This window comes from Castellaniella defragrans (genome assembly GCF_014203015.1).
GTDB classification, from domain to species: domain Bacteria; phylum Pseudomonadota; class Gammaproteobacteria; order Burkholderiales; family Burkholderiaceae_B; genus Castellaniella; species Castellaniella defragrans.
The window spans coordinates 125,038-144,851 of the sequence record NZ_JACHIB010000006.1 but is presented as its reverse complement, the minus strand read 5'-3'; the positions used below and the strand labels follow the sequence as shown (position 1 = coordinate 144,851).

18 protein-coding genes and 1 tRNA gene are annotated in these 19,814 nt (G+C 71.8%); 8 read left to right on the top strand and 11 right to left on the bottom strand.

Annotated elements, in window-relative coordinates:
• Window positions 1–28: 28 nt before the first annotated feature.
• Genes HNR28_RS18790 through HNR28_RS06570 form a run of 5 tightly spaced genes read right to left on the bottom strand, consistent with a single transcriptional unit; the run spans window position 29 to window position 6,491 of the window.
• Complete coding sequence (locus HNR28_RS18790) at window positions 29–1,393, bottom strand: O-antigen ligase family protein (protein ID WP_151024846.1); 1,365 nt, start codon at window positions 1,391–1,393, stop codon at window positions 29–31.
• 6 nt (window positions 1,394–1,399) lie between these two features.
• Entirely contained in the window at window positions 1,400–2,374 is a 975-nt protein-coding gene (locus tag HNR28_RS06585) for a CpsD/CapB family tyrosine-protein kinase (protein WP_151024845.1), read from the bottom strand.
• Window positions 2,371–3,768 carry a GumC family protein gene (locus HNR28_RS18785; RefSeq protein WP_151024844.1) on the bottom strand — a complete coding sequence of 466 codons (1,398 nt, stop codon included), beginning with the start codon at window positions 3,766–3,768 and terminating at the stop codon, window positions 2,371–2,373. The genes HNR28_RS06585 and HNR28_RS18785 overlap by 4 nt, the downstream gene beginning before the upstream one ends.
• A 57-nt stretch (window positions 3,769–3,825) precedes the next feature.
• Window positions 3,826–4,803 carry an NAD-dependent epimerase/dehydratase family protein gene (locus HNR28_RS06575; RefSeq protein WP_151024843.1) on the bottom strand — a complete coding sequence of 326 codons (978 nt, stop codon included), beginning with the start codon at window positions 4,801–4,803 and terminating at the stop codon, window positions 3,826–3,828.
• Window positions 4,800–6,491, bottom strand: coding sequence for a GMC oxidoreductase (locus HNR28_RS06570; protein WP_151024842.1), 1,692 nt, complete (start codon window positions 6,489–6,491; stop codon window positions 4,800–4,802). The genes HNR28_RS06575 and HNR28_RS06570 overlap by 4 nt, the downstream gene beginning before the upstream one ends.
• Window positions 6,492–6,641: 150 nt before the next feature.
• Between HNR28_RS06570 and HNR28_RS06565 the strand changes: the two genes are divergently transcribed.
• From HNR28_RS06565 to HNR28_RS06550, 4 genes are all read left to right on the top strand, one after another.
• The gene (locus tag HNR28_RS06565) at window positions 6,642–8,051 is read left to right on the top strand and encodes an undecaprenyl-phosphate glucose phosphotransferase (RefSeq protein WP_084330713.1); all 1,410 of its coding nucleotides are present in this window, start codon (window positions 6,642–6,644) and stop codon (window positions 8,049–8,051) included.
• A 207-nt stretch (window positions 8,052–8,258) separates the two neighbouring features.
• Window positions 8,259–8,951, top strand: a complete 693-nt coding sequence (locus HNR28_RS06560) for a transglutaminase-like cysteine peptidase (protein ID WP_244978201.1) — start codon at window positions 8,259–8,261, stop codon at window positions 8,949–8,951.
• A 10-nt stretch (window positions 8,952–8,961) separates the two neighbouring features.
• Entirely contained in the window at window positions 8,962–10,860 is a 1,899-nt protein-coding gene (locus HNR28_RS06555; protein ID WP_151024841.1) for a LapD/MoxY N-terminal periplasmic domain-containing protein, read from the top strand.
• Between the two features lie 61 nt (window positions 10,861–10,921).
• Window positions 10,922–10,996, top strand: a tRNA-Arg gene (locus tag HNR28_RS06550).
• 5 nt (window positions 10,997–11,001) lie between these two features.
• Here HNR28_RS06550 and HNR28_RS06545 read toward each other — a convergent pair.
• On the bottom strand, window positions 11,002–11,493 hold the full coding sequence (locus tag HNR28_RS06545; protein ID WP_151024840.1) for an aminoacyl-tRNA deacylase: 492 nt from the start codon (window positions 11,491–11,493) through the stop codon (window positions 11,002–11,004).
• Between the two features lie 23 nt (window positions 11,494–11,516).
• On the bottom strand, window positions 11,517–12,419 hold the full coding sequence (xerD, locus tag HNR28_RS06540) for a site-specific tyrosine recombinase XerD (protein ID WP_148304977.1): 903 nt from the start codon (window positions 12,417–12,419) through the stop codon (window positions 11,517–11,519).
• Between the two features lie 371 nt (window positions 12,420–12,790).
• On the opposite strand from xerD, the gene modA reads away from it, so the two are divergent.
• The 3 genes from modA (at window position 12,791) to HNR28_RS06525 (ending at window position 15,003) form a co-directional block, all read left to right on the top strand.
• The gene (modA, locus tag HNR28_RS06535) at window positions 12,791–13,540 is read left to right on the top strand and encodes a molybdate ABC transporter substrate-binding protein (protein ID WP_043684127.1); all 750 of its coding nucleotides are present in this window, start codon (window positions 12,791–12,793) and stop codon (window positions 13,538–13,540) included.
• A gap of 4 nt (window positions 13,541–13,544) precedes the next feature.
• Window positions 13,545–14,243 (top strand): molybdate ABC transporter permease subunit, encoded by a 699-nt coding sequence (modB, locus tag HNR28_RS06530; protein WP_151024839.1) that lies wholly within the window; start codon window positions 13,545–13,547, stop codon window positions 14,241–14,243.
• A 61-nt stretch (window positions 14,244–14,304) separates the two neighbouring features.
• The gene (locus HNR28_RS06525; protein WP_151024838.1) at window positions 14,305–15,003 is read left to right on the top strand and encodes an ABC transporter ATP-binding protein; all 699 of its coding nucleotides are present in this window, start codon (window positions 14,305–14,307) and stop codon (window positions 15,001–15,003) included.
• 114 nt (window positions 15,004–15,117) lie between these two features.
• Here the strand turns inward: HNR28_RS06525 and HNR28_RS06520 are convergent, their stop codons facing one another.
• Window positions 15,118–15,936: a TOBE domain-containing protein gene (locus HNR28_RS06520; RefSeq protein WP_170288479.1), complete on the bottom strand. Its 819-nt coding sequence runs from the start codon at window positions 15,934–15,936 to the stop codon at window positions 15,118–15,120.
• A gap of 32 nt (window positions 15,937–15,968) precedes the next feature.
• Complete coding sequence (locus tag HNR28_RS06515) at window positions 15,969–16,871, bottom strand: NAD-dependent epimerase/dehydratase family protein (RefSeq protein WP_409364705.1); 903 nt, start codon at window positions 16,869–16,871, stop codon at window positions 15,969–15,971.
• 185 nt (window positions 16,872–17,056) lie between these two features.
• Between HNR28_RS06515 and mog the strand changes: the two genes are divergently transcribed.
• On the top strand, window positions 17,057–17,689 hold the full coding sequence (mog, locus tag HNR28_RS06510; protein WP_151025653.1) for a molybdopterin adenylyltransferase: 633 nt from the start codon (window positions 17,057–17,059) through the stop codon (window positions 17,687–17,689).
• Between the two features lie 7 nt (window positions 17,690–17,696).
• On the opposite strand, the gene HNR28_RS06505 is transcribed toward mog, so the two are convergent.
• Window positions 17,697–18,818, bottom strand: a complete 1,122-nt coding sequence (locus HNR28_RS06505) for a M14 family metallopeptidase (RefSeq protein WP_151025652.1) — start codon at window positions 18,816–18,818, stop codon at window positions 17,697–17,699.
• A gap of 96 nt (window positions 18,819–18,914) precedes the next feature.
• Window positions 18,915–19,766 carry a VOC family protein gene (locus tag HNR28_RS06500; protein ID WP_043684119.1) on the bottom strand — a complete coding sequence of 284 codons (852 nt, stop codon included), beginning with the start codon at window positions 19,764–19,766 and terminating at the stop codon, window positions 18,915–18,917.
• Between the last annotated feature and the right edge of the window lie 48 nt (window positions 19,767–19,814).

Genomic DNA, 19,814 nt, shown 5'->3' with positions numbered 1-19,814 from the left:
GAGGCTCGTTCAAGGGCGTCTCGCGCCGTCAGGGGCGTCCCGCTGCCGCCGCGTCCCGCGGGGGCGGTGCGTGCCGGTGCGGCGGCGCGCGGCGCGCCCGCGCCAGCCGGGCCGAGACGTGCATCATGGAATACAGCAGCATCAGGTTCTGGAACAGCGTGCCGCTCAGGAAATCGGTTTCCGTCAGGTTGCTGACGGCGATGATGGAGAAGATCGCCAGATGCAGGGTGGCTTCGCGCCGGTCGTGGCGCATGAGCCGCAGGAGGCAGCCCAGATGCCAGAGCAGGGCCAGCATGAACAGGACGAGGCCCACCACGCCCAGTTCGTTGAGGATGTCCAGATAGCCGTTGTGGGCATGGTTCGGCATCCAGAACAGGGCGTCGCCGATGTATTGCGCCGGGCCTCCGACGCCCAGCCAGAAGGCGCCGTAGCCGATGCCCAGCAGGAAATGCTGCTGGACCGAGAACCAGACCAGGTGCCAGATGTTGGTGCGGCCGGTCAGGTCGGTGCTCTTGCCGAACAGGCCGGCGATGGGACCGGTCAGGTCCTGCCAGGTCGGCATCCGGCCCGTGGCGATGAAATGGAAGTGCAGGAACAGGATCAGCAGCACCAGCCCGCCCAGCATCAGGACGAGGTCGATGCGGGTCTTGCGCAGCCAGCTCCAGTTGCCGTACAGGTAGACGGCGCAGGACAGCGCCGTCATCAGCAGGGCGGTGGAACTGCGGGCCATGACCAGGATGAACAGGCTGAGCAGCATGCCGGCGGCGCACAGCCGGCGGTCGAGATCCCTGCGCGTCCATTCGTAGAGCCAGAGCAGCATGGCATAGGCGGCGGCATTGCCCAGCTGGTTCTTGTGCCAGGTGATCCCGCGCCAGGCGTGGTCCAGCACGGGGTCGGTGCCGACGTCGGGGAAGGCCAGGGCGACCAGCAGGGAAAGGAAGCAGAGCAGGCTCAGGGTGGTCAGCAGGGTGCGGACCAGTTGCCGGGAGCCGCCGAGCGGCGGCGGGGTGGCGAGCCCGATGACGATCAGGATGCCCAGGACGATGCCGCGCTTGAGGGTGACGAAGGGGTAGGGCGACCAGAGCGTCGAAGCCAGGCAGTACAGCAGCACCAGCAGCAGGAAGGGATTGCTGTGCTTCAGGGTGTCCAGGCTGACGGCCGGATGCCGCAGGCATTGCCAGACGGCCAGCAGCAGCAGGAAAAGAAGCTGCAGCTGACGCCCGAGGGATCCGTTCGCCAGGCTGTTTTGCAGGGGAAAGTCCGGATTCAGGTAGTCCGGGGACATGGGCACCAGAGCGATGATGAAGCTCCAGGCCAGCAGGAATCCGGCCACGACGTGGGGCTGGAGCAGCAGGCCGGGCCAGCCCGCCCTGGATGCGTGCGGGGAATGCACGGGCGTTCAGTCCCGCGTCGGGGTCCCGCGCAGCCGGCGCAGCCAGCCGGCCGGCCGGGCCTTGGACGCGGGCTCGGCGGGCGGCTTGCGTGGACTGGCGTTCAGCGCCGTGCCCAGCAGCCGCCCGCCCGCGGACAGGATCAGGTGCTGGCTGCGGCGGACGTCGCGGATCAGGGTCTGGTGCTGCCGGGTCACGATGACGCAGGCATCGACCTGGCGGGCGATCAGCTGGGCGTCGGGGTAGCGCAGGGCCGGCGGGGTGTTCAGGATGAGGACGTCGAAATGCTCGGCGGCCTGGGCCAGCATGTTGCTCAGGGCCGGGGCCAGCAGCAGTTCGGTGGGGTTGGGCGGCAGCGGCCCGGCGTCGAGGACGCGCAGGCGGGCGAAGTCGGGCGTGATCAGGCTCTGGGACAGGCTGTGGCGCCCGGACAGCACGGAGGACAGGCCTTGCGGGCGCTGGCTGTCCAGCAGCCCCGAGTGGCGGGCCTGGCGCAGGTCGGCGTTGACCAGCAGGGTGCGCTGGCCGTTCTGGGCGAAGGCCAGCGCCAGGCTGGCCGCCACGTAGGCCTTGCCCTCGCCGCCCACGGGGCTCATCAGGGCGATGGAGCGGGCCTGCGTCATGTCCAGCTTCAGGATGATCTGCGTGCGCAGGTGGCGGATGGCCTCGGCTTCGGGGCCGTGCGGCGCGTGGGCCACCGGATAGCCGGCCAGCACGGCGTCGAGCGCGGCGGTCGGGTAGTGGTACTGCCGGGCGAGCGCCTGCTCGACTTCGGCGATGCTCAGCAGGCCGAGCGCCACCGCCGCGTCGCCGAAGCGCAGGCGGGATTCCTCCTGCTTGCGGGCGATGCGCTGGATGTCGGCCTCGCTCAGGCGGCCCGATTGCAGGAAATGGTCGCCGATGCGCCCGGCCGTCGGTTCGAGGCCGTCGGCGCCCGACGTCCGGGCGTCGAGCCGGCTCAGGAGTTCCTTGGCCGGCGTCATGCCAGGCGCTCCGTCAGCCCGACCTGGCCCAGCAGCGGCAGTTCGGGGTCGTACAGCAGGTCGTCGGCCGTGCGCACGCGCCGCTGCAGCAGTTCGAGCAGCAGGGCGAGCAGCACCCCGACGAGCAGGCCGGCCAGCAGGCCCAGCGCCAGATTGAGGCCGATGCGGGGTCTGCTGGGGGTGGCGGGCAGCTCGGCGGCCCGCAGGATGGTCACGTTGGGGGAGAGGACGTTGCTGGCCATGCTGAGGGTGTCGTAACTTTTGAGGGCGGCGCTGTAGATCTGCTGGGCGCTGGCCAGCTGGCGCTCGTAGGTGGCGATCTGGTTGCGCGCCTTCATGAGGGCCAGCACCTTGCCGCGCTGCTGGTCGATGTCGGATTGCAGCAGATCGGCGCGTGCCGCGAGCTGGGCGACGCGGCTGTCGGCGCCCGTGAGCAGGGCATCGGCCTCGCGCCGGATGCGGGTCAGGAGCTTCTGCCGTTCGGCCGCCAGGCCGCGTATGGTCGGGTGCCGGGGCCCCAGGCGGCCCTGGACGTCGCCCAGCTGGCGGTCCACGATGCTGAGTTGCTCTTTCAGCATGTGAATGATGGGCGACTGGGCCGCCAGCGGGGTTTCGTCCGGCGCGATGCCCGATGCCAGCAGCGCGCGCGTGCCGGCCTGGGCGGAGCGGGCGTCCTGCAGCTCGGTCTGCAGGGCGAGCAGGGTCTTGTTCAGTTCGGTGAGCCGGGCGCTTTCCTGGTCGCCGTGCTCCTGGACGCTGAGGATGTCGTGCTGCTGCTGGTAGCGGGTGAGCTCGTCCTGGATGCGGTCGACCTCGTTGCGCAGCTGTTCGAGCTGGGCGTTGTACTGCTCGAACCGGCTGCGCGCGCGCGACGAGGTCATCTGCTCGCCCAGTTCGATGTAGCTGCGGACCATGGCATCGGCCAGATCGCGCGCCGCCAGGGGGGAATCGGCGTCGAAATTGATCGTGACGACCCGGCTGCCCCGCGAGTGTTCGATGCGGCTGCTGTCGAGGAGGTCCTTGACCAGCAGCTGCTCGGCCCGGTCCTTGCCGTGGCGCGCCACGGACGTGCGGTACTCCGGCGTGTCGTGCAGGCGCAGGCGTTCGATCATCAGCTCGGCCACGCGCTGGCTGTGGATGAGTTCCAGCTGCGTCTGCATGTAGCTGTCGTCGAGCAGGGCCGACAGGCCCTGGCCGCCCAGGGGATCGTCTTCCCGGTAGTTGATGTACAGGCTGCTGGACGCCGTCCAGGTCCTGGGCAGCAGCAGGGTCAGCATCACCGTGAGGAAGAAGAGGCTGCCCGCGACATTCAGGATGAGCGCCCGGCGGGCGGCCAGCATGGCGTGGATCTGCCGCAGGGAGAGGAAGCCGGGTTCGCTGGAGACGTTCTGCACGGGGTCTGGGGTATCCGATGAGGGGGCTCAGGCCGACTATTCTAAGTGCTGGCGGGGTCAGGGTCCATCGAACGGCCCCGGCGGCGGCGATGCGGCGGCGGCGCATTGCCGCAGGCCTTCTTCCAGGGGCGTCCAGCACAGGTCCCACGCCTGGCTCGCGCGTCGGCTGTCCAGGCGGATGTCCTGGCCCCAGAGCCGCAGGAGCGAGGGCGGCAGGGGGGCGGGCAGCCCGCGCACGCCGAGCCGGCGGCCGGCGAGTTCGGCGATCTTCAGCGCGGGGGCCAGCAGGCGCGTTTCCAGGCGCAGGCGCCGCGCGCCGATGCGCCGCAGCGGCACGTGGCCCAGGTGGCGGGCGTAGCGCTCGAAGTACAGATTCCAGCTGGGGCTGTCCGGCATGGCCAGATTGTAGGCCCGGCAGCCCGCGGCCGGCGCGCGCAGCGCCGCCTGCACGGCCCGGCAGACGTCGTCGATGTACACCAGGTTGCTGCAGCCGTCGCCCAGGGGGCCCAGGTCGCCGATGCGCCCGGCCCGCAGCCAGGCGCCGATGCGTTCGGTCCATTGGGGGCTGCCCGGGCCGTAGATGCAGCCGGGGCGCAGGATGGTGGCGGCGCGCGTGCCGCGCAGCGCCTGTTCCGCCTGGACCTTGGCGCGGGCGTAGGCGCTCACGTCGCCGTTGAGCGGGCAGCTTTCGTCGACCTCGCCGCGGACCGAGCCGTAGACGGCCATGGAGCTGAAGTGGATCAGGTGGGCCGCGCATCCCGGGCTGCCCAGCGCCTGCGCCAGCGCGCGGGCGCCGCCGGCGATGACGGCCGGCGGGCCGCCGACGCAGTTGACCACGGCGTCGAAGCCCGTGGACAACGCGCTTCGCAGGGCCTCGGCATCCGTGGCGTCGAGCGTCAGGAAAGAGGCCGGCGCGCCGGCGGGGCGGCTGCGGCCCGCGCCGACGGCTTCGAGGCCTTCGGTGTCCGCGAGGCGGCGCAGCAGCCGGGCGCCCACGTATCCTTTCGCGCCGAGTATCAGTATCCGGGACGTCACATCCTGCTCCTCAGGTGGTCGGCCAGCCGCAGGGCCAGGGCGACGATGGTCAGGGTGGGGTTGGCCTGGCCCGAGGTCGGGAAGACCGCGGAACCCGCCAGGAAGAGGTTGTCGGCCTCGTGCAGGCGGCAGTCGGCATCGACCACGCTGGTGCGGGGGTCCCCGCCCATGCGCGCGGTGCCGATGTGGTGCCCGCCGTAGGCGCCGTAGCGCGTCATTTCGGCTTCGACGCGTTCGGGGTCGTAGTCGAAGCGGCCCACGCCGCTGTGCCGCAGGGCCGCGTCCAGGCGGGCCAGGGCGGTGGCGACGGTGTGCACGTCGCGGGGCTGGTAGCGCCAGTCCACGTGCAGCTTCGGCACGCCCAGGGCGTCCAGCCCGCCGCCCAGCGTCACGCGGCTGTCGCGGCCGGGCGCCTGTTCGGCGTGGAAGTCGAGCGTGTAGCGCCGGTTGCGCGGCGAGACGACGATGGAGGGAAACTTGCGCTCGGCCAGGGTGCGCCGGCGCAGCCAGTGCCACAGGAAGGCGGCGGTGCCGGGCAGGTCGCGCACCACGTTGGCCAGGTGCGCGCGCCGGTTGCCGCGCGCCGCGCCGCCCCCTGCGCCGTCCTCTTCGTAGAGCCGGCGGGCATATTCGTAGGGGATGGCCGGCCGCGCCAGGTAGAGCAGCGAAAGAATGCCGATGCCGTGGCCCGGGTCGGGAATGCGGGGGTGGTGGAGCCGGGCGATGAAATTGCCCGCGCCGAGCCTGCGCTGGGCCGGTGCGCTCAGGGCCAGGCGCCGCCGGCAGTACACGCCGTCGGCGCCGCGCTGGTAGCCGTGCCAGACCGCGGCGGCGGCCGACAGGTCGACCGTGCCGATGGTGCCGGCGATGTGGCACATGTAATAGCGGCCCACGGCGTCGTGCCGGTTGCCCAGGCCCCGTCCGCCGTTGCCGGGCGAAGCGAGCAGCAGGCGCGCCGTCTCCAGCCCGCCGGTCGCCAGCACGTACGTGCGGGCCTCCACCGTGAAGGCGGTGGACCGCAGGGTGCGCACGATGGCCGCGCCGACCCGCGCGGCCCGCCCGCCGCCCGCGTCCGTGGCCGTGCCGCCGGCCGGGGAAGGCTCGAAGCCGCAGCAGTTGGCGTGGGTGAGGACCCGGATGGCCGAGTCGGCCAGCAGGTGCCGGTAGCGCCGGCCGAAGTCGGTCGGGCAGCTGAACCGTTCGAGGAAGTCGGTGGAAAACTCGTCGCTCTCGAAGCCCTGGATCATCGGCTTCATGCCGCCGGGGAAGGCGTCCTGCGCCCGGTAGGCGAAATCGCCCGCCTCGCAGAGCCGGTTCGCCCGCGGGTAGTAGGGCGCCAATGCGTCCGCGCCGAACGGCCAGCCGCTGTCGGGGATGTAGTCGCGGCGCTCGAAGTCGATGGGATCCAGGGGCATGCAGCGTCCGCCCCAGAGCGTGGACGAACCGCCGAACCGGCGCACGCGGTAGGTGTCCGGCGCGCTGTGCAGGCGGGCGTCCTGCACCGTGCCCTCGTACAGCGCCTGGGTGGCCGCGTGCTTTTCCTCGCCGCCGCTTTCCAGCAGCACGATGTCCAGTCCCGCCCGGCGCAGCGCCAGGGCGAGGGTGATGCCGGCGGGGCCTGCGCCGATGATGCAGAGGTCCGTGCGCAGGCGGCTGCCCTGCGGGATGTGGTTGGCGTCCGTGATCATGAGGGTCCGATGGGCCTGTCGGGGCGGGCTCCATTCTAAGAGGCGCCGCCGCCCCGGTCCATGGTTACTCCTGGTTTACAATCGCACGGGTTGGCAACAGATGCTCGCATCAGGATTGGAATCCCGACTCCCGGGCTCGAATCCCACGACATGGATCCTTTGAACCCCGGCAAGCCGTTTTCCTGGCCACAGGCGACACGGCCCCTGATCACCGATCAGTATCCCATGGGCCTGCTGGCGGCCCTGGCCGAACTGGTCCTGGTCTTCCTGTCGGCGCACGAGGCGCACTGGCTGCGCTTCGATTCCTGGAAGCTCTCCGCCGACTATCTCATCGCCAGCCTGGGGATGGCGCTGCTGTTCGTGCTGGTGCAGGCCCTGCTGGGGTCCTACGCCTCGTGGCGCGGGCGCAGCCTGGTGGACCAGCTGTCGCGCGTCTGCCTGGGCTGGCTGATCGTGATCGGCCTGCTGGCGCTGCTGGGCTTCGCCTTCAAGCTGTCCTCCGAATATTCGCGCCTGTGGTTCGTCTATACCGTCGGCCTGGTGCTCGCCCAGAGCCTGGGCCTGCGCATCGCCTGGGCCCTGCTGCTGCGCCACCAGCGGCGGCTGGGCCGCAACCTCAAGCGCGTGGTGGTGCTCGAACCGTTCGGCGGTTCGGGCCAGATCGACGCCGTGGCCCCCGAACTGGCGCGCCACGGCTACGCCGTCCATGCGCGCCTGAGGGTCGCCGGCGGCACCGGCTGGCTCAAGGAGATCCGCGAGCGGATCCTGGACACGCAGGCGCACGAGATCTGGATCTGCCTGCCCATCGAGGAAGCGCTGTTCGTCAAGCCCATCACCTATGCCCTGCGCGACCTGATGGTGGAAATCCGCTTCTTCCCCGAATTCGGCGACATCCCGCTGCTCAATTACCGGGTCCGCAATCTGGCGGGGATGTACGGGATCGACATCAGCAGCAGCCCCATGGCGGGGACCAACCGCCTGGTCAAGCGCCTCGAGGACCTGCTGATCGGCGGCCTCATCGTGCTGGCGATCCTGCCCCTGTGCGGGCTCATCGCGCTGGCCATCCGCTGCACTTCGCCCGGCCCGGTCCTCTTCCGGCAGCGGCGCCTGGGGCTCAACGGCGAGCCGTTCAACGTCTACAAGTTCCGCTCCATGGAGGTCCACGACGAGGCCGACGGGCAGGTCACCCAGGCGGCGCCCGACGACCCGCGCATCACGCGCCTGGGCCGCATCCTGCGGCGCACGAGCCTGGACGAGCTGCCGCAGTTCTTCAACGTGCTGCGCGGCGAGATGTCCATCGTCGGCCCCCGGCCGCACGCGCTGGTCCACAACGAACAGTACAAGTGGCTGGTCGAGTCGTACATGAAGCGCCACAAGGTCAAGCCCGGCATCACCGGCTGGGCGCAGATCAACGGGTTCCGTGGGCGCACGGACACGCTCGACAAGATGCAGGGCCGGGTGGACCATGACCTGTGGTACATCAACAACTGGTCGCTGGCGCTCGACCTGCGGATCATCTTCCTGACGGTCGTCAGGGGCTTCATGAACCGCCAGCCCTGAGGTCGCGGGGCTGCGCGGCCCCGGCGCGGCGGCTTCCGGGCGGCCGCGTGCGGCGTGCCGCCTCGCATCCCGTCCGCATTCCGTCCGCATTCCGGAACTGGACGCCGATTCCGGACACTCAGGGAAGAATGTGTGTAATTCCGACAGTATCCTCGTGATAAGTACGGGAATTTTGCGTTGTTTCCCGGTTTGTATCAAAATCTGCGGATGCCCTATCGTCAGCCGACCGCTGCCAGGGTCCGGGCCCTGTCGTGGGGGCTGACGGCGCTGGCCCTGTGCCTGGCGCTGGCCTGGGGGCCGGCGCCCGCCGTCACGTTCGACCCGATCCTGCTGACCTCCTATGCCCGCCGGCAGTACGGGGCCAGGACGGTCCGCGCGGCCGAGTCCTGGCAGGTCATGCAGGCCCGGGCCGCCGCCCTGGACGAACAGGGGCGGCTGCGCATGGTCAATGCCTTCTGGAACGACGCCCTGGTCGCCGGCGAGGATCTCGCCCTCTGGGGGCAGGTGGATTACTGGGCCACGCCGCTGGAATCCCTCGCCAAGGGGGCCGGGGATGCCGAAGACTATGTGATCGGCAAGTATTTTTCCCTGCTGTCCCTGGGGGTCCCGCCCGACAGGCTGCGCTTCGTCTATGCGCGCGCCCGGGTCGGCGGACGCAGCGTCGCCCATATGGTGCTGGGCTATTACCCGCAGCCCCGCTCCGAGCCCCTGGTGCTCGACAATCTGGTGGACCGGGTCCTGCCGGCGAGCGCCCGGCCGGACCTGATGCCGGTGTTCAGTTTCGATGCCCGCAAGGGGATATACGCCTGGTGGGAAACGGTGCGCGGCGGCGCGGCGCGCCTTCCTGCCGGATTCGACGTCTCGCGCGTGGCGCGGCTGTTTTCGGCCGTGATGGAATGAAAGGAAAGTCATGTCCCTCTTGAGACAGCTCCTGCTGAGCGTGACCCTGGCGATCCTGGTGATCCTGGCCGGGGCCATCATCGTCAGCGTCGGCTCCGCGCGCCAGTACCTGGACGCCCAGCTCCAGGGGCAGAGCGACGCCACCGCCACGTCCCTGGCCCTGACCCTGTCGCAGCCGTCCAATCAGGACCCCACGGTGCGCGAACTGCTGATCTCCGTGCTGTTCGACAGCGGCCAGTTCCGGGTGATCGAGTTCCTCGATCCCACGGGCCGGATCCTGACCCGCCGCCAGAAAGAGGACGGCCGCGACAGCCGGATCGCCGCGCCGGACTGGTTCAGCCACCTGCTGCCGCTGGAGCGGCACGAGGCCCAGCGCCAGGTGACCAACGGCTGGACCCAGCTGGGCGTGGTGCGGCTGCAGGCCGACGACGCCTATGCGCGCAATGCGCTGTGGGCCAACACGGTGCGCATCGTGCTGCTGACGCTGGGCGCCGGCGTGCTGTGGGGACTGTTCGTGCTCGTGCTGATGCGCTGGCTGCGCCAGGCGCTGCAGGATGACGTGACGGCGCGGGTGCAGGCCATGGCGGACGCGGCGGCGGGCGACGACCTGCCGCCGGTGCGCCACCCGGCCATGGTCGAACTGCGGGAGGTCGCGCGCATCATCACGCGCACCCACGAGCAGGTGCGGGCGACGGCGGCGGAGCGCCAGTCGCGCATCGAGTCGCTGGAGCTCGAACTGAACCAGGACGAGGTCACGGGCCTGGCCAACCGCAAGTATTTCATCAACGAACTGCGCCGGATGCTGGAGCCGTCCGCGCCGGACCAGGGCGTGGACGGCCACGTGATGCTGTTCCGCCAGTGCGACCTGCAGGCGGTCAACCAGACCATGAGCCGCCAGGTCGTGGACCGGTGGCTGCGCAACATGGGCCGGCTGGTGCTGGAGGTGCTGCGCGAACGGCTGGGGCCGCAGGCCTGGCTGGCGCGCCTGAACGGCTCGGACTTCGCCTTCGTCCTGCCGATGATGCCCGGCCCGATGGCGGTGCGCGTGGCGCAGGCCGTGGGCGAGATCCTGCAGGCCCAGCGCATCCAGCTGGGCCAGGCCGGGCTGTGCCGCTGGCGCATGGTGCTGACGGACTTCGAGCCGGGCGAACCGCTCGGCGACGTGCTGTCGCGCCTGGACGAGGCCCTGATGCGGGCGGAAAGCGCCGGCCACACGGACGTGGAATACCTGCCGGGGGAGGACCTGCGCAGCCTCACGGGCGGCCGGGGCGGCGGCGAGCAGGCCTGGCGCACGCTGCTGCGCAATGCTCTGGACGAGGACTGGTTCGCCCTGGCCACCCGGCGCGATCCATCCGCCGCCTCCGAGGGCCGCACGCTGGGCCTGCTGACCCTGCACGAGCCCGGCGCCTCGGAGCCCCTGTCGGGCTACCTGTTCATGCCGCCGGCGGTGCGCCTGGGGCTGTCGGCGGCCTGCGACCTCCAGGCCGTCGGCCTGGGGCTGGGCTGGCTGCGCACCCATCCGGGCGACCTGGTGCTGCGCGTATCGCTGGCCTCGATCCTGCACGAGGAGTTCCGCGGCGAACTCGCCGGCCTGCTGGCGGAGATGCCCGACCAGAGCGCCCGCCTGCTGATCGACCTGGATGCCTACGGGCTGGTGGCGCAGCGCGCGCAGGTGGTGGCGTTCGCCGCGATGCTGCGCGAACATGGCGTGCGCCTGGGCCTGCGGCGGTTCGCCGAACAGCCCGAGGCGCTGCTGTACCTGCACGAGATCCGGCCCGAATACCTCCGCGTGTCGGGCACGCTGCTGGCCGCCCAGGCCGACAGCCCGGGCGCCCGCCGCCTGCTGGCGGCCGTCCTGGATACCGCCCGGGAGATCGGCGCGGTGGCGGACCTGTCGGCCGGGTCGTAGACTATAATCGCCAGCTTGCATCCGTGCGGCCGTCCGTTCCCCGGGCGGCCGTTCCCGCTGCGCCTCTGTAGTTAAATGGATATAACTTTCCCCTCCTAAGGGAAGATTGCAGGTTCGATTCCTGCCGGAGGCGCCAGAAATCTATTCTTCCAATGCCACCGACACGGGTTTCGCGCCCAGCGCGCCGGTCAGCACGCTCGACGCCACGCTGATCAGGTAGCCGCGCCGGCCGCCGTTGAGGTACACCGTGTCGTAGCCCAGCAGGCCGGCCTCGACCCAGACCGGCATGCGCTTGCGCGTGGCGAAGGGCGAGGTGCCGCCCACCTGGTAGCCTGAATGGCGCTGCGCGGTTTCCGGCGCGCAGGGCGCGATCTTCTTGGCCCCGGTCTGGCGGGCCAGGTTCTTGGTCGAGACTTCGCAGTCGCCGTGCATCAGCACGACCAGCGGCCGGGCCTGCTCGTCTTCCATGATCAGGGTCTTGGCGACCTGATGCAGGGGCACGCCCAGCTGGCGCGCGGCCTCGCGCGCGCCACCGTGGTCGACGTAGTCGTAGGGATGCTCGCCGAAGGGAATCTTCTGCTGCCGCAGCCAGTGGGTGGCGGGGGTCTCGGAGGTGTGCTTGGTCTTGGACATGGGGAATCCTGGCGGCCGCGGTCTTACGCGCGTGGATGGTGCTGCGCGTGCAGGGTCTTGAGCCGTTCGCGGGCGACATGGGTGTAGATCTGGGTGGTGGAGATGTCGGCGTGGCCCAGCAGCATCTGCACCACGCGCAGGTCGGCGCCGTGGTTCAGCAGGTGGGTGGCGAAGGCGTGGCGCAGGACGTGGGGCGACAGGGGCACGCGGATGTCGGCCTGCAGGGCGTATTTGCGGATCAGCAGCCAGAAGGCCTGGCGCGTCATGGCGGCGCCCCGGGCGGTGACGAACAGGGCGTCGCAGGGGCGCGCGCCCAGGATGGCGGGCCGGCTTTCGCGCAGGTGGCGCTCGATCCAGTGCAGGGCCTCGGCGCCCAGGGGGACCAGGCGGTCCTTGCCGCCCTTGCCCATCACGACGCGCACCACGCCGTCGCTCAGGCTCAGGTCCTGGACGTCCAGGCCGACCAGCTCGCTGACCCGCAGGCCGGTGGCGTACAGGGTTTCCAGCATGGCGCGGTCGCGCAGCCCGAGGGTGGTGCCGACGTCCGGCGCGGCCAGCAGGGCCTCGACCTGGGCCTCGGACAGGGTCTTGGGAAAGCGGGCGGGCTGGCGGGCGCTGCGCAGGCCCAGGCAGGGGTCCTCGGCGCACAGGCCGCGCCGCAGCGCCCACAGGAAGAAGCGCCGCAGGGCGGCCAGGCGGCGGTTGGCGGTGCTGGCCTTGGTCTGCCGGTGCTGGGCCGCCAGCCAGGACTGGATGTCCTCGCGGCGCGCGGATTCGGGGGTGCGGCCGTGTTCGGCGCGCAGCCAGCCGCCGAAGGCGCACAGGTCGCGCCGGTAGGCGGCCAGGGTATTGTCCGCCAGGCCGTCCTCCAGCCACAGGGCGTCCAGGAAGGCGTCGATCGTCGGGAAAGGGGAAGGCTGCGCCATGTCCGCTGGGGCGTCCGTCGTGGGCATGCGGAGATTTTACCCGTCCGGGCCGACGGGGGCCCGCGCGGCCGCTTTGTCCCGCCTGGGCCGGCAGGAACCGGTGGGCTTGCATGTCGTCCCGCGCTTGTCCGATGTCAATCCCGATGTCGATCATCACGCGGAACGAATGGCGGAATATACCTATATATATTACGATGAGTGTCTCGTCCGCCCGCGGCATGCATGGGTCATGCCCTGCGACCAGGCGGACCCTGGCCGGAATGAAGACCGGGTTGAAGACCGGAACGAAAGCCGGAACCAACACCGGATCACAGACCGGGCCGTGGACCGGATCGTAGACCGGAACCAAGCTCGAAACCAAGGAGTCCTGCATGAAGATTCGTACCTGGGTGGCCGCGTGCGCCCTGACCTGCGTGGTGATGCCGGCCGTCGCCGGCGAAGTCCTGGTGTCGGCGGCCGCCAGCCTGACCAATGCGTTCAAGGAACTGGCGACGCAGTACGAGGCCGCCCATCCGGGCACCAAGGTGCTGACGACCTTCGGCGCCTCGGACGTGGTGCTGCGCCAGATCACCGAAGGCGCTCCGGCCGACGTGTTCGCCTCGGCGGACCAGAAGGCCATGGACAAGGCCGAGGCCGCCAAGGCCGTGGATCCCGCGACCCGGGTGAATTTCGTGCGCAACGAGGTCGTGCTGATCGTGCCGGCCGACAATCCCCACGGGATCGCCTCGCTGGCCGACCTGAAGAAGGCGGGCGTGACGCGCATCGCCCTGGGCAATCCGGCGTCCGTGCCGGTGGGCCGCTATACCCAGGCCGCCCTGGAGAAGGCCGGCGCCTGGGACACGGTCAAGGCGCATGAGATCCTGGGCGAGAACGTGCGCCAGGTGCTGAGCTACGTCGAGCGGGGCGAGGTCGATGCCGGCTTCGTCTTCGCCACCGATGCCGCGATTGCGAAGGACAAGGTCAAGGTCGTCCAGCCGGTCGCAACGCCCACCCCGGTGGTCTACCCGATCGCCCTGGTCCAGCGCGCCGGGCGCGCGCCGGAGGCCGCCGACTTCCTGAAGTTCGTGCTGTCGGCCGACGGCCAGTCCGTGCTGGCGCGCTACGGGTTCGCCCGGCCCTGATCCGATGAGCGGCATCTGGGTCCCGCTGCTGCTGTCGCTGAAGGTCGCCGGCTGGGCGACCGTGCTGGCGACGATCGGCGGGATCGCCGTGGCCTGGGGGCTGTCGCGCTGGTCCTCGCGCTGGTGCGACGTGATCGATGCGTTCCTGACCCTGCCCATGGTGCTGCCGCCCACGGTGACAGGCTATTACCTGCTGGTGCTGTTCGGCCGGCGCGGCTGGCTGGGCGAATGGCTGCGCTCGTACGGCATCGAGCTGGTCTTCACCTGGCAGGGCGCGGTGGTGGCCGCCGCCGTGGTGGCGTTCCCGATGGTGCTGAAAGCCGCCCGGGCGGCCTTCCTGGACGTGGACCACCGGCTGGAGCAGGCCGCCGCCGTGCTGGGCGTGTCGCCCGCCGCGGTGTTCTTCCGCGTCAGCCTGCCGCTGGCGACGCGCGGCATCCTGGCGGGCGTGCTGCTGGCGTTCGCGCGCGCGCTGGGGGAATTCGGCGCCACGCTGATGGTGGCCGGCAACATCCCGGGCCGCACGCAGACCCTGTCGATCGCCATCTACGAGGCGGTCCAGGCGGGCAACGACGACACGGCCAACGTCCTGGTGCTGGTCACGTCGGCGACCTGCGTCGCCATCCTGTGCCTGGCGTCCTGGCTGGTGCCGGGCGGACGCGGCGGGCGCAATGGGCGGCCCGCGCGCCGGAGCGCGTCATGAGCCCGCGGCGGCATCGCGTCCGGCGCCCGGGCGGCGCCCCGGACCGGGGAGGTCCGTCCTCATGAGCCTGTCGGTCGATATCGAGTGCCGCGTCGGCGGCGACGACGGCTTCCTGCTGCGCCCGCGCTGGCGCACCGACGCCCGGCGGGTGGCGCTGTTCGGGCCCTCGGGCTCGGGCAAGAGCCTGACGATGCAGGCCATCGCCGGGCTGCTGCGCCCCGACCGGGGCCGCATCGAGGTTTCCGGCCGGGTCCTGTTCGACGCCGGGGCGCGGGTGGACGTGCCGCCGCGCGAGCGGCGGCTGGCCTACCTGTTCCAGGACTATGCGCTGTTTCCCCACCTGACGGTGCGCCAGAACATCGGCTTCGGCCTGCGGCGCGGATGGCTGAACCTGCATGGCCGCCGCCCGCTGCCCGAACGGGCGCAGCGCTGGGTGCGGGCCTTCGGCCTGGACGCGCTGCTGGACCGCTATCCGGCCGAATTGTCCGGCGGCCAGCGCCAGCGCGTGGCCCTGGCCCGGGCGCTGTCCACCGATCCGGGGCTGCTGCTGCTGGACGAGCCCCTGTCGGCCCTGGACGCCGGCCTGCGGACGCACATGCGCGAAGAGCTCGCGCAGCTGCAGCGCGACATCGACATTCCCACGGTGCTGATCACGCACGACCAGGCCGACGTCCAGGCCCTGGCCGACGAGGTCTTCCACATCGCCCATGGCGAGATCCAGGGCGGCGCCGAGCGTGTCGAACGAGGCGCCGGGGCCTGAGGGAGGCGGCCGGGGCCATTTTCAAATTGTGGCACCCCTCCGCCTCGTGCCTTGCAAGGCCCCCGGATTGGATAGGCATGAAATGGCCCGCAGCGGACCATTTCATGTCCGATCTCAATCCATCGTGCCGATCAGCACGTCGGTGGCCTGGAAGCAGGCCTCGGCCGGGGCGCCGGGGACCAGGCCGCCGCCCGGGGCGTCCGGGTCGGCCAGCCCCGTGATGCGCACCCTCGGGCCGATGTCCAGGCTGATTTCCGTCAGGGTGCCGTCGTCGGCGCGGTGGCCGATGCGGCCGGTCCAGCGGTTCAGGCCTTCGGGATCGGTGGCCACGCCGCTGGACGCCGGCGGCCGGATGCGGACCGCCTGGGCCTTCAGGAAGGCCAGCGCGCGCCGGCCCGTTGCCAGGCCCAGCCGTTCGGTGCTGGCGTGGGTCAGCGTGGCGGTCAGGCAGACGCCTTCGTCCAGGTCCAGCCGGATGCGGTCGTTGATGCGGCCGGAATGGACGGCGCCGATGACGCCCTCGTAGCGGTTGCGGGCCGAGGTCTGCAGCGCCATGCTGTGCAGCAGGTCCAGGTGGCGGGTGCCGTCGGGGCCGAAGCGCGCCAGGGCCTGCATGAAGCGCTGGTGCTCCGCCTGGGCCGCCTGGTACCAGGCGACGAGTTCGCGCGCCCGCTCGGTCAGGTGCGCCCCGCCGCCGCGCTTGCCGCCGGTGACGCGTTCGACCAGCAGGCCGCCGGCCAGGCCGTTCATCATGTCCACCGCGTCCCAGGCCGCCTTGTAGCTCAGCCCGACCTTGCGCGCCGCCGCGCTGATCGAGCCTTCGGTGCCGATGGCGGCCAGCAGGGCCATGCGCCGTTCCGTGCCCCAGTTCTGGTCGCCGCTGCGCAGGCTCAGGGTGGTGCTCAGTTCGAGGGGGAGGGGCGTGTTCGGCATGGGGGACAGTGTACGGGGCGGGCCGGAGCGGCTCAAGAGCGAGCACATGGTACATGGAGGGAGCGCGGCGCGTCGGCCGCCCCCAGGCAGGCGGCGTAGCCGTCGAGCATGTCGGGCCAGGCGGGCGTCCAGCCGCTGGCCCGCAGCCGCGCGTTCGACAGGCGCTTGCCGTCGGGCGGGCGGCTTGCGCGCGCGGGCGGCGGCCCGCCCGCCATCCGCGCGAGCGCCTCGTACAGGTCCGCCGTGGGCATCGGATGGTCGTCGGTGCCGATGTAGCAGGGCAGGGGGTCGGCCAGGTCCAGCAGGTGGGCGCAGGCGCGCGCGGCGTCCTCGATGTGGATGCGGTTGGCCCAGTGGCCCGGGCCGTCCGGCGCGGCCATGCGCCCGGTGCGCAGGCCTTCCGCCAGCCGCAGCCGCCCGGGGCCGTACAGGCCCGACAGGCGCAGGGCCACGCCGCGTCCGGGCAGCCGGGCGTGCAGCAGGGCCTCGGCCTCCAGCATCGCCGCGCCGCGGAAATCCGCCGGCGCGGGCGGCGTGTCCTCGTCCACTCGCTGGCCGGCCACGTCCGGCCCCCAGACGGCCGAGGAATCGACCAGCACGCAGCGCCGCAAGGCATCGGGGTCGGGCAGGGCGTGCAGCAGGGCGCGCAGGCCCAGGGGATAGGCCCGGGCATAGGCCTCGGGCGTGCGGGCGTCGGGCGCGGGCGCGTAGAGGATGTGGGTGATGCGTCCACACGCCGCCGGCAGGGCCGCCAGCGCCCCGGCCAGGGCCGCGGGGTCGGCCAGGTCGGCCCGCAGCCAGCGGATCCGCGCGCCGGGCCGGGCGTCCATGGCGCGCCGCCGCAGGCCGATGCAGGCCCAGCGCGCCGCGTCCAGCATGGCCGCCGCGCGGATGCACAGGTCGCCGCCGACCAGCAGCAGGGTGTGCGCCGTCACGGCCGCCTTCCCCGCGACGACCGCCGCGCACACGACAGCCGCCGCGCATACGACAGCCGCCCCGTCCGCCTCGTCCGCGTCCGCGCGCGGCGCCCGGTGCAAGGCGCGCCGGTGCCCGCCCAAGCCTGCGCAGCCGGCCCGCGCCTATAGAATGTCCGTGTTTCCATGTCCGCACAGTCTATCCCATGAGCGATTCCTTTCCCCTGCGCCGCAGCCATCCCGACGAACTCATCGTGGGCCTGGTGTCCGTCTCCGACCGGGCCTCGTCCGGCGTCTACCCGGACCAGGGCATCCCCGCCCTGCGGGACTGGCTGGCGTCGGCCCTGACGCGGCCGCCGCAGGTCGTCGCCCGGCTGATCCCCGACGAGCGGGTCGGCATCGCCGCCGCCCTGCGCGAGCTGGTGGACGCGGCGCGCTGCGACCTGGTGCTGACCACCGGCGGCACCGGCCCGGCGCGGCGCGACGTGACGCCCGAGGCCACCCTGGACGTGGCCACCCGCGAGATGCCGGGCTTTGGCGAGCAGATGCGCCAGGTCAGCCTGAAGTTCGTGCCCACGGCCATCCTGTCGCGCCAGGTGGCGGTGATCCGCGAGCTGCCGGACCACGCCGCCCTGATCATCAACCTGCCCGGGCAGCCCAAGGCCATCCGCGAGACGCTGGAAGGCCTGCGCGGCGAGGACGGCGCCGTCCTGGTGCCCGGCATCTTCGCGGCCGTGCCCTATTGCCTGGACCTGATCGGCGGCCCGTACGTCGAAACCCGCGACGAGGTCGTCCGGGCGTTCCGGCCGAAGTCCGCCCGGCGCGGCACCGGGGCCTGATGCCCGATCAGGCCGGCCAGGCCTCCACGCCCTGGATCGCCTGTTCCTGGATCCGCAGGGCGTGCCCCAGCACGCTGCGCTTCCAGTCCGGATCCGGGGGGGAAAAGGCCTCCAGCAGCAGTGCGCGCAGGGCGCGCGCCTGGTCCTGCGGCAGGCCGGGGTGGGTCTTGAGGTAGCTGTCGGCCTGCAGGGCGCGCCGGGTCTCGGCGCTGGCGAGCGTGCCGAACTCGATGACCGCGCCGGTGACTTCGGCGGCCGGGGCGTAGCGCTGCACGCCCTGGAACAGCAGGCCCTGGTAGCGGGGGCGGGCCGAGCCGTCGAAGCCGGCCCGGGTCTCGATCCGGTCGCGTCCCCACCAGCGGCAGGCCCGCTCCCAGCCGGCGTCCCCGGGTTCGTTGAAGCACAGGAAGAACGGCTGGCCGCGTTCGCCCAGGCCGGTGTGCCAGTCGATCAGGCCGATGCGCCGCACCCCCGCCAGGTGGCGCTGGAGGAGGGTCTCCAGCGTCCGGTTCGACCATTCGCGTCCGGCGCCGCCGTAGTGCACGCCGTGGGGATGGGTGTACTGGCCCCGCGCGAGCACGTCCACGAAGGTGGCGTGGCCCTGCGCCCGGATCCAGGCCTGCAGGCGCGCTTCGGCGGCGTCCAGGGCCTCGGGGCTCCATTCCTGGGCGGTGAGGGCCGCGTGCAGGCTCGGGTAGAGCGGATTGTCCGGCGGCGGGGCGTCCCAGTCGATGAAGTTGCGGTTCAGGTCGACGTTGTTTTCGGTGGTGCGGCTGAGATGGGCGAAGCCCCAGGGGTTGATGGCGTGCACCAGCACGATGCGCAGGCCGGCGGGCGGGGGCTGCACGGCCAGGCGGTACAGCAGGGCGATCTGGGCGGCCGAGCCGGTGAACCCTTCCGGGCCGTGGGTGCCGCTGACGACGAGCAGCGCCCGTTCGGCGTCGCGCGGGCCCAGCACGGCCACGTCCGTGCTCAGGGTGCTGCCGTCGGGGCCGCGGGCCTGCTCGTGCACCAGGGTGTCGGTGGGCGCGCCGGCGGCGGCTGCCGCGGCCAGGAAATGGGCGCGCGCGCCGGCATAGGTGGGCATGAAGCAGGCGTGCGCCAGGGCCGCGGGGGCGAGAGGGTTCATGGGTATTCCTTCATTCCTTCGATGCCGTTCCATCCGTCCGTTCCGTCCGTCCGTTCCGTCCGGCTTTGCGTCCGTTCCGTCCGGTTTCGCCATTCCTCAATCCGCCTCGAAGGCCAGCAGCACGCCGCTGGCCAGATCGGGAGGCAGCGCCACGCCGCGGGCCGTGCGCCAGGCGGCGGGCCCGGCGCACCGGGCGGCCGCCTCCAGGTCGCGCACGCGCAGCGCCAGGGCGGCCGCGCCCTGGGCGGGCAGGGCCACGCCCGCCGGCAGGGCGTAGGCCTGGGCGAACGCATCCGCGGTCATGAAATGGATGTCGGCCCGGCCCGGGCCGGTGCGGATCCGCGCGCCGGCCGCGGTGGTTTCGGGAGCAGCGTCCAGCAGCGCGCCCAGTGCCCGGGCCGCGGCGGCGGGGTCCGCCGCGATGGCCTCGACCCGGCGGATGCCGGCGACGGTATTGGCATGGCGGGTCAGCTCGGGCAGCCAGACGGCCTCGCGGGTATGGTGCTGGCAGGCGAAGATGCGCAGGTCGGCGGGGCGCTGGTCCGGAGGCCAGTTGAAGATGCTGAAGGCCGCCTCGGCCCGGCCGCCGTCGGGCCTGCTCACCGGGCGGCTGAAATCCACCGGGCCGACGGCCTGGATGCCCTGCCGGGCCAGCGCCGCGGCGCCCGCCGCGGCATCGCGGGTGCGAAAGGCGGCCTGTTCCAGGCCCTGGCCGCGGCGGGCCAGGAAGTCGCGGCTGGGCGCGTTGAGCTCGGTGGCCTGCAGGATGCCCAGCAGTTCGAGATAGTCGTCCTCGAACATGAGGGTGTAGTTGCCGGTGCCCAGGTGGGCGCTGTGCGTGCCGCGCGGCGACAGGGTGAAGCCCAGGGCGCGCCACTGGCCCGCGGCGGCGTCCAGGTCCCGCACGGTGACCACCACGTGATCCAGTCCTTCCAGGGTTGCCAGCATGAAACCTCCTCGTCGATGTCCAGGGTGGCGGGCGTCCGCGTCGGGCGT

Excerpts from the sequence above, each read along its gene's own strand:
- HNR28_RS06585 (WP_151024845.1), bottom strand. The coding sequence starts at position 2,374 with ATGACGCCGGCCAAGGAACTCCTGAGCCGGCTCGACGCCCGGACGTCG.
- HNR28_RS06570 (WP_151024842.1), bottom strand. The coding sequence starts at position 6,491 with ATGATCACGGACGCCAACCACATCCCGCAGGGCAGCCGCCTGCGCACG.
- HNR28_RS06565 (WP_084330713.1), top strand. The coding sequence starts at position 6,642 with ATGGATCCTTTGAACCCCGGCAAGCCGTTTTCCTGGCCACAGGCGACA.
- HNR28_RS06560 (WP_244978201.1), top strand. The coding sequence starts at position 8,259 with ATGCCCTATCGTCAGCCGACCGCTGCCAGGGTCCGGGCCCTGTCGTGG.
- HNR28_RS06555 (WP_151024841.1), top strand. The coding sequence starts at position 8,962 with ATGTCCCTCTTGAGACAGCTCCTGCTGAGCGTGACCCTGGCGATCCTG.
- HNR28_RS06545 (WP_151024840.1), bottom strand. The coding sequence starts at position 11,493 with ATGTCCAAGACCAAGCACACCTCCGAGACCCCCGCCACCCACTGGCTG.
- xerD (WP_148304977.1), bottom strand. The coding sequence starts at position 12,419 with ATGGCGCAGCCTTCCCCTTTCCCGACGATCGACGCCTTCCTGGACGCC.
- modA (WP_043684127.1), top strand. The coding sequence starts at position 12,791 with ATGAAGATTCGTACCTGGGTGGCCGCGTGCGCCCTGACCTGCGTGGTG.
- modB (WP_151024839.1), top strand. The coding sequence starts at position 13,545 with ATGAGCGGCATCTGGGTCCCGCTGCTGCTGTCGCTGAAGGTCGCCGGC.
- HNR28_RS06525 (WP_151024838.1), top strand. The coding sequence starts at position 14,305 with ATGAGCCTGTCGGTCGATATCGAGTGCCGCGTCGGCGGCGACGACGGC.
- HNR28_RS06520 (WP_170288479.1), bottom strand. The coding sequence starts at position 15,936 with ATGCCGAACACGCCCCTCCCCCTCGAACTGAGCACCACCCTGAGCCTG.
- mog (WP_151025653.1), top strand. The coding sequence starts at position 17,057 with ATGAGCGATTCCTTTCCCCTGCGCCGCAGCCATCCCGACGAACTCATC.
- HNR28_RS06505 (WP_151025652.1), bottom strand. The coding sequence starts at position 18,818 with ATGAACCCTCTCGCCCCCGCGGCCCTGGCGCACGCCTGCTTCATGCCC.
- HNR28_RS06500 (WP_043684119.1), bottom strand. The coding sequence starts at position 19,766 with ATGCTGGCAACCCTGGAAGGACTGGATCACGTGGTGGTCACCGTGCGG.